General features: G+C 46.4%; 8 protein-coding genes, 2 tRNA genes and 1 pseudogene. 7 read left to right on the top strand and 4 right to left on the bottom strand.

What is annotated here, in order from left to right:
* Positions 1-12: 12 nt before the first annotated feature.
* Together ADA01nite_RS20975 and ADA01nite_RS20970 are read left to right on the top strand one after the other, a co-directional pair.
* Positions 13-88 (top strand) — tRNA-His (locus ADA01nite_RS20975).
* Positions 89-92: 4 nt separating this feature from the next.
* Positions 93-165: transfer RNA gene (locus ADA01nite_RS20970), tRNA-Ile, on the top strand.
* A 348-nt stretch (positions 166-513) separates the two neighbouring features.
* Here ADA01nite_RS20970 and ADA01nite_RS23180 read toward each other — a convergent pair.
* Positions 514-1440: pseudogene (locus tag ADA01nite_RS23180) on the bottom strand (sigma 54-interacting transcriptional regulator); the annotation flags it as partial.
* A 206-nt stretch (positions 1441-1646) separates the two neighbouring features.
* Between ADA01nite_RS23180 and ADA01nite_RS20955 the strand changes: the two are divergent.
* The 3 genes from ADA01nite_RS20955 to ADA01nite_RS22350 all read left to right on the top strand — a co-directional run bounded on the left by ADA01nite_RS20955 (position 1647) and on the right by ADA01nite_RS22350 (position 2377).
* Positions 1647-1949 carry an AMP-binding protein gene (locus tag ADA01nite_RS20955; RefSeq protein ID WP_146812380.1) on the top strand — a complete coding sequence of 101 codons (303 nt, stop codon included), beginning with the start codon at positions 1647-1649 and terminating at the stop codon, positions 1947-1949.
* Positions 1950-2044: 95 nt separating this feature from the next.
* Positions 2045-2191: a hypothetical protein gene (locus tag ADA01nite_RS23175; protein ID WP_371863588.1), complete on the top strand. Its 147-nt coding sequence runs from the start codon at positions 2045-2047 to the stop codon at positions 2189-2191.
* Positions 2192-2239: 48 nt separating this feature from the next.
* Positions 2240-2377: a hypothetical protein gene (locus ADA01nite_RS22350; RefSeq protein ID WP_170230410.1), complete on the top strand. Its 138-nt coding sequence runs from the start codon at positions 2240-2242 to the stop codon at positions 2375-2377.
* Positions 2378-2459: 82 nt separating this feature from the next.
* On the opposite strand, the gene ADA01nite_RS20945 is transcribed toward ADA01nite_RS22350, so the two are convergent.
* The 3 genes from ADA01nite_RS20945 to recU all read right to left on the bottom strand — a co-directional run bounded on the left by ADA01nite_RS20945 (position 2460) and on the right by recU (position 5225).
* Positions 2460-3737, bottom strand: a complete 1278-nt coding sequence (locus tag ADA01nite_RS20945) for an FAD-dependent oxidoreductase (protein WP_146812378.1) — start codon at positions 3735-3737, stop codon at positions 2460-2462.
* A gap of 379 nt (positions 3738-4116) precedes the next feature.
* A complete protein-coding gene (locus tag ADA01nite_RS20940; protein ID WP_246147445.1) occupies positions 4117-4530 on the bottom strand; it encodes a DUF309 domain-containing protein in 414 nt (137 codons plus the stop codon).
* 53 nt (positions 4531-4583) lie between these two features.
* Positions 4584-5225, bottom strand: a complete 642-nt coding sequence (recU, locus tag ADA01nite_RS20935) for a Holliday junction resolvase RecU (RefSeq protein ID WP_246147444.1) — start codon at positions 5223-5225, stop codon at positions 4584-4586.
* Positions 5226-5322: 97 nt separating this feature from the next.
* Between recU and ADA01nite_RS20930 the strand changes: the two genes are divergently transcribed.
* Together ADA01nite_RS20930 and ADA01nite_RS20925 are read left to right on the top strand one after the other, a co-directional pair.
* Positions 5323-6441, top strand: a complete 1119-nt coding sequence (locus ADA01nite_RS20930; protein WP_146812376.1) for an alpha/beta fold hydrolase — start codon at positions 5323-5325, stop codon at positions 6439-6441.
* A gap of 23 nt (positions 6442-6464) precedes the next feature.
* Positions 6465-7037, top strand: a complete 573-nt coding sequence (locus tag ADA01nite_RS20925; RefSeq protein WP_146812375.1) for a nitroreductase family protein — start codon at positions 6465-6467, stop codon at positions 7035-7037.
* Positions 7038-7194: the final 157 nt, after the last annotated feature.

The following is a 7194-nucleotide window of genomic DNA, read 5'->3' as shown; positions in this document are numbered from 1 at the left end:
TTTTTCATTATGGCGGCCGTGGCGAAGTGGTTAACGCATCGGATTGTGGCTCCGACACTCGTGGGTTCGATTCCCATCGGTCGCCCCATAAAGGGCCCTTAGCTCAGTTGGTAGAGCGGTCGGCTCATAACCGATTGGTCGCAGGTTCGAGTCCTGCAGGGCCCATATATTCTTACTGCATATACCTATAAAACCCACTTTCCTTTGTAAATAATAAACAAGGAAAGTGGGTTTTATTTTGGTATAGGAAAGTATGTGTCGCTTTATAGCAATAAAATGACATATACTTTCCTTCCATTGTAATCGAGGAAAAACGTGCGGGGCGTGTGCCGGCCGTTGCTTTTTCCGTGTGGAAAGCAACTGCGCATCAATCACTTTTTTTATCTTGTATTTTTGCTGAAGCTTTTCCAAAAAATAAAAAACAAGCGCAGCGATGTCATCACGTCTTTCCCGAAGAGGGGGGATCGTGATGGATAAGACATTTAATCGGTAAAAAAGATCCTGACGAAACTTTTTTTGTTGAACAAGGGACTCCAAGTCAGTATTTGTAGCGGCGATAATACGCATATCCACTTCAATTGTTTCTGTTCCGCCCAGACGTCGTATTTTCTGTTCCTGCAAAACATTGAGCAGCTTTACCTGTAGAGGATAAGGAAGATCACCTATTTCATTTAAAAAAATGGAACCTTTGTGGGCTAATTCAAAAAGTCCTGATTTAGCCTTGCTTGCACCGGTAAATGCTCCTTTTTCGTAACCGAAAAGTTCTGATTCCAGAAGATGATCGGGTATAGCGCCGCAGTTGATTTTAATAAACGAACCGGGACGGTCGCTTTGATTATGGATGTACTGTGCCACCACATCCTTTCCTACCCCTGATTCACCCAAGAGCAGGATAGGTGAGTCATTTTTGGCAAATCGGGTCGCCAGTGAAACGATCCTATGCATTTCTTTACTGCGGTATACAAGCTGGTGAATGGTCTGAAAATCATTCTGAATCTTCGAAAGAGCCTCTTGAAATTTTGAATTAATCTGTCGGGTTTCCTCCAATTCTTCCTGCAGGCGATTAAGCTCCGTGATATCTCGAACGTTAGAGACCACACATTCAAGCTCGTTGTTTTTATCAAACAGAGGAGTGGAAGTCAGAATCGCTTTCTTTCCGTTATAGTAGTCGATGATCGTGTTATGGGGAGTCTTTGTCCGTACGGTTACTGCGGCACAGGAATTCGGGGTAATATTGCGTTCAAGGAGTTCAAACACATTATATTTGTAAAGCAAGTCCTCAGAAATCCCAGATATTTGCAAAAAAGCTGTATTAAATAAAAGTGTATTTCCTTCCTTATCACATATGTAGAGTCCATCCTGGGAGGTATTAAAAATAGAGTAGAATAGGTCGGCGATTTCATTTACGCTCTTATCTTGAAAATAAACGGATTTATACATAAAAATCCCTCTTTATTTTTTACTAAGAGTATAAAAAATTTCTTAAAAATGAAAATATACTATGCATTTTTGCTTATGCGGAAATGCGAGATTCTTTTCTTTTTCCTTTATCATATCAGGATTTATCATTGGCATTTCTTTTGCTTATTAAAAGGATGCTTGTTTTTGCTTGGACAGGCGAAAAAACGTGAAAGAGAGGGAATAAAATGAAGGAGCAGCATGAAAATATGGTGCAACTGATTCGATATCAGGCGGCTTCCATACCCGGGGATATAAAGATGAAGCTTATACGTATCTGGTCCTCAATGGAGAAAAATAATTCTGTAACCCGGATTTTTGGTGGCGCGGCTCCTAAGGAAATCTGGAACGAATTTGAGAAGCGGTTTGATCTAACGATTGTAGAAGGGTACGGATTAACGGAATCTGCGACCGTTTGCCTGTGCAACCCTATGGAAAATATTAAGGTTGGCTCAATTGGGAAATCGCTGCCGCAGTTTCGCTTAAAGTAGTAAATGAATGGGATGAAGAGCAGCCGCCAAGGGAGCCCGGAAAAATTATTGTACGTGAAAACGTGCCTTACACGCAGTTTGGCGGCTATTATAAGATGCCTGAAAAAACAGAAGAAGCAATGAAAAACGGCTGGTTTCATACGGGGGATCGCGGATATACAGACGAGGATGGTTACTTTTACTTTCTCGATCGAATCAAAGATTGCATCTTAAGGGTAGTAAATAACAAGTCAACACCGTGATTATAAGCGTAAATTGAAATGAACAGGTCGGTACTATACAAGGAGGGCATGATGGAGAAGAATAGGCAAAGTTGCGAAGCGGAACAAAGCTCGATGTATGCATACATCATTGGAAATGGAGTGCAGCAGGTGACGGAATTGTTAACGCGTATGTCAGAAGAGGACAGCGAAGAAAATGCAGAGTAATATAGGGAAAACAAAGGCAGCAGAAAAGCCGGATCTTCCATAAGAGGGAAGTCCGGCTTTTTTTGCTGGATAGAGCGAACCGTTAGCTGTATTGCGGGCGAAGCTGGGAACGGTTATTCACATAGGCATCCGCTCCAAGGGCTGCAATGGCTCCATCTGCTGCGGAGAGCACGGCCTGTTTGATTGGCGTTCTGCGGGCATCTCCGCCGGCAAATACGCCCGGCACGTTCGTCTGCAGCATATCATCCACATTCACATAACCTTCTATGTCCCGTGATACAGCGTCTTTTAGGAAATCCGTGCCCGGCTTCATGCCTGCGAGATAGAGGAAAACTCCGTCGATATCCCAGGTTTCCAGTTCTTTTTGATCGGTTTGTATGACCGCTTTTTCTACGCTGTTTTCGCCCAGAATTTCTTTTACCCGGTATTTTTTATAAATTTTCACGTTATCTTTAGTTTCGAGCTTAGACAGGTCAGCCTGACCTTTGAGCGTGCCTGTCGGGATAAGGAAACGCACTTCTTTACAGAACTTGGACAGGGATTCTGCTTCGTGCACCGCTTCTTCATTATCGCCGGTTACGATGACGGTTCTGTCCTGGAAGAATGCGGCATCGCAAGTAGAGCAGTAGCTTACGCCGCGCCCGGTGAATTCTTCCTCGCCCTTAATTTTGCTGGAAGGCGCTTTAGCCCCGACGGCGATAAATACGCTCTTTGCCTTAATAGTACCCTCGGCTACTTCCAGTTTCTTAATCTCCGGATCGGAGAAATCAACGGAGAGTACATTCGTACGGACAAAAGTTGCGCCGAAGTCATGAGCCTGCGCTTGCATGCGCTGCAGAAGCTCAAGCCCGGTTAATTCTTCACGCACTCCCGGATAATTGGCAATCTTATGGGTAATAGCCAGCGTGCCGGCTGCCGGTGCCTTATCAATAACCAGCGTTTTCAGACGGCCGCGTGCTGCATAGACCGCAGCGGATGCCCCGGCAGGTCCGCCTCCGATGGTAACGAAATCGTATACCTCATCGAGAATCTTCTGGTCAACAGATTGGAAGATTCCACTTTCATCCTGAATTTCACCGTTTTTAGCTTGGGATGCCGCTTCTGTTTTTGGTGCTTCGAAATCGTCCGGCAGGTTCAGCAGCTTTCTCATCTTGGCTTCCTGGAAGCCGAGGACCAGTTTGTTGTTAATGTAGGTGGCCGGCGTTCCGAAAATCTTCTTCTGCTGCAGTTCTTCGAAGTATTCATAGTTCTCGGATACGTTGCGTTCTTCAAATGGTATGCCCCATGCGGTTAGCTGTTCTTTTACCTTTTTGCAGTAAGGGCATCCCTGGCTGGTATACACGATTACGTTATTCTCCATACTTATCGCCTCCTGAATTCTCTCTTTAATTCCTTTACACGGTTTTGTAAAATACTAATCAATCTTGTTGCTTATTGCTTATTGTTGTTAATTTGAAATGGTTATAAATAATCTTTAATGATATTATATGAGCCATCCGGCATCCTGTCAACCTTTTTCACAGAAAACCACTATGGCATCTCAGCCGTAACCTCGACATAAAAATAAGGGGAAGGGCGGCTGACTTTTGCAGTAAGAAGGAAAAGAGAACGAGAGGAGGATTTCAATGGGGAAAAAGCGAACATCTTTTTCTTCCCTGGATCTTCTTTCCTCTTCTCCTCTTTTTTTTTTCATGATTTTCACAAAAAAAGAGGCAGTTATCCTGCCTCCCTGCAATTCGCTAAAATTTATCTTCTTCCGCAACGCCTTGCGGCAGGCAAACTGTCACTGCCTCCGTAAGCTCTGGATCAAGAATGGAGATGTGAAGAGGGTAAAAAGAAAAAGGCGCTTGTTCGTACGCGTATAGCTTCTTCAGATACTCCCGTGTTTCGGTAAACAGCTTCTCCATGTCGATCCCCAGATTTCCGCTCCATGTATCTTTGGATTTTGCGAGTGCGGCTTCAAACAGATGAATGGCGCCTTCTACATTCCCGTTGCGAAAATGGTGCAGACCGACCGCCACCTGCAGCAGGGCCTGGAGCAGACGGTTTCGTCCTTCGTTAAGCCATAATTCTTCCATGACTTCATGACATTCGTAATAATCCTGCTTTACATTAAAATAATATAAATACTCGATATACAGCCGATGATACAAAATCCCCGCTCCTTTCTTGCGTACCTTATTGTCACGGCGCCTTCGCTTTCCTCTTAAAAATAATGCTTTTTGATAACGGAAAGGTAGTCGATACGGGGCCGGTAGCCCTCCGGAATCAGATGGCCGTGCTCCTGGATATACGCATATGGAATCGATTTACGGCCTCCCTGTGCCGCTTCTTCCCAGAAACGGATGATGTGAGAGGCACTAAGTACGTACGTTTCGTCATGCTGCGTAAAGCGAATGATCGCGAATGCGATGCCTTTTTGGTTACATACAAGACGCATGTGATCAATTTGGTGGGCATGAAAGTTACCAAGCGGCAGAGACGTCTTGTTTCGAGTCTCCTTTGCTTCAAAGTCGAGGTATCGTCCTTCGTATACACCGTTATAGTCAGTTGTCGACGGTTGGCGGAAGTAAGCTTCCCGAATGACGGCAGCCGAACGTGCCGGGTACTCAACTTTAACAATTTGAATTGGGGTCGGCTTTTTGTGAACAGAAGCAATACCCTGTGCCACATAATAGGCATTGCTCTCGTTAAGCTCTTCTTCGAGTGACATGCCGCGGTTAGCTGCGGACGCTTGTTTCTCTTGAACAAGCGCGAGAAATTCTTCGGTTTTCATACGATCGGGAAGCTGCGTGCCCCCTTGGGCTCCCGCCGGAAGTTTACCGTTCGGATAGCGAATGTTCCGCAATGCGCTCCCTCCTTCTTTATCTTTAGTATAATAACAAAAAGAAGCAAAAAGTTATACTACAGAGCAGGCAGGAAAAGAAAAAAAGGGAGGCGCGTGAATGGATACGGTAAAAAAGCAGGTGTTTTCATTGGACAGCTACCGGATGGAATGCGGGGAAACCATTCCTATTACGGTCGGTTTCGAGACCTACGGAGAATTAAATGAAAAGAAGAACAATGCGGTACTGGTGTGTCACTTTTTCAGCGCAACCAGCCATGCGGCAGGGAAGTACAGTCACGACGATGCAGATCCGGGCTGGTGGGACGCGCTGATCGGTCCCGGTAAAGCCATCGATACCGACCGGTATTTCGTGCTCTGTACGGACAATCTATGCAACATTCAGGCGAAGAACCCGAATGTCGTAACAACCGGTCCGAGAACCGTTAATCCACAGACCGGAGAGCGGTACGGTACGTCGTTTCCTGCATTTACATACCGGGATATGGCGGGCATCCAACGAGAGCTTATTCGTTCGCTCGGAATTGAGAAGCTGCTGGCGGTAGCGGGGCCTTCAGCAGGTGGTATGCAGGCGTTGAATTGGGCGGTTCACTACCCGGATATGATGGATGCATGCGTAGTTGTCATTAGCGGGGCACAAACGCCCGTGTTGACTTCGCTTGCGTATTTGCAGGCTGCAATCGATGCCATTATACTTGACCCGAAATGGAAGGACGGAACATATGATGAGGGGGAAGAGCCGGAAGCGGGATTGCATTTGGCGCTGCAGCTTATGAATCTTGCGGCATACCAGTACGGATGGTATGAGTCTTCGTTTCCGCGTGACGCGAAGCGCGATGTTATTTCTCCTTCTTATCAGAAAAACCCGGAATTTGCCGAAGCTTTTAAGGAAGCGGTATCGAAGCGCATGCAGCCGTATGATGCGAGCCATTACGTATACACTGCACGCGCGGTGATGATGCATGATATCGCCCGGGGATTTGATTCCCTCGAGGAAGCGCTCGGACGGATTCAAGCGCGGGTGCTGATGATTCCATGCGTATCGGATTTGCTGTTCCCACCGCAGTACAGCAAGCAGGCGGTCGATATTATCAATCGGAAGGGCGGACGCGCTTCTTATTATGAAATCGACAGCCCGAATGGACACATGGCAGGCGTGGTTGATGCTCATTTGTTTGCGGAACCGTTAGCCTCATTTTTGCGGGGAAAAGATATATAGACAAATGAAGGAGGAAAAATTCCATGAACGAGTTTCTGGAATTAATTCGGACCAGACGTACCATTGGCAAGGTTACAGATGAGCCTGTACCACGCGAAGATATTGAGAAAATTCTCGAAGCGGGCAACTGGGCACCAAGCCACTATAATACACAGCCCTGGAAATATTTTGTGCTGACCGGGGATGGAAGGAAGAAGCTCGGTGAAGCGTACGCCAAGATAGCGCTGCTTGAAAAAAGCGAAGGGCTTTCTGAAGAGGAGAAGGCGGCATTGTACGAGAAAAGCATGAATAAAGCATTCCGCGCCCCGCTTGTGATTGCGGTGGCCTGTCTGCCGCACGAGGATGAATACGTGATAGGGTCGGAGGAATTCGCCGCAGTCGCCGCGAGCATTCAGAACATGCTGCTGGCAGCCCATGCGTTAGGCTACGGCGCTATCTGGCGGACCGGGGCCGCAAGTTACCATCCGGTTATGAAGGAAGTATTCGGACTCGGAGAAAAAGACGGGCTTGTGGGCCTTGTCTACATCGGCAGGTCCAACATGGTCCGCGAATCGCGCCGCGTTTCCATCGAGAAAAAAACGGAATGGTGGAGCTAAATTCAGGAAACGGTGTATAGTTTTGTAGGAAAACGAAAAGGTGAAAGAAACAGGGAAGCAAGGATAGCCTTTTTCTTCTCTCGCTGAGCGTGCAGATGGGAGAGAGTAGAAAATAGCTGCCTTGCTTCTTATTTCTTTATATTGCGTGTTACTACTA

The sequence above is a fragment of the Aneurinibacillus danicus genome (assembly GCF_007991215.1).
Taxonomy (GTDB): Bacteria; Bacillota; Bacilli; order Aneurinibacillales; family Aneurinibacillaceae; genus Aneurinibacillus; species Aneurinibacillus danicus.
The sequence above is the reverse complement of the archived record's forward strand: the minus strand, read 5'-3'. Positions and strand labels throughout refer to the sequence as shown.

Coding starts and splice junctions, on each gene's coding strand:
- ADA01nite_RS20955 (WP_146812380.1), top strand. CDS start 1,647: ATGAAGGAGCAGCATGAAAATATGGTGCAACTGATTCGATATCAGGCG.
- ADA01nite_RS23175 (WP_371863588.1), top strand. CDS start 2,045: ATGCCTGAAAAAACAGAAGAAGCAATGAAAAACGGCTGGTTTCATACG.
- ADA01nite_RS22350 (WP_170230410.1), top strand. CDS start 2,240: ATGATGGAGAAGAATAGGCAAAGTTGCGAAGCGGAACAAAGCTCGATG.
- ADA01nite_RS20945 (WP_146812378.1), bottom strand. CDS start 3,737: ATGGAGAATAACGTAATCGTGTATACCAGCCAGGGATGCCCTTACTGC.
- ADA01nite_RS20930 (WP_146812376.1), top strand. CDS start 5,323: ATGGATACGGTAAAAAAGCAGGTGTTTTCATTGGACAGCTACCGGATG.
- ADA01nite_RS20925 (WP_146812375.1), top strand. CDS start 6,465: ATGAACGAGTTTCTGGAATTAATTCGGACCAGACGTACCATTGGCAAG.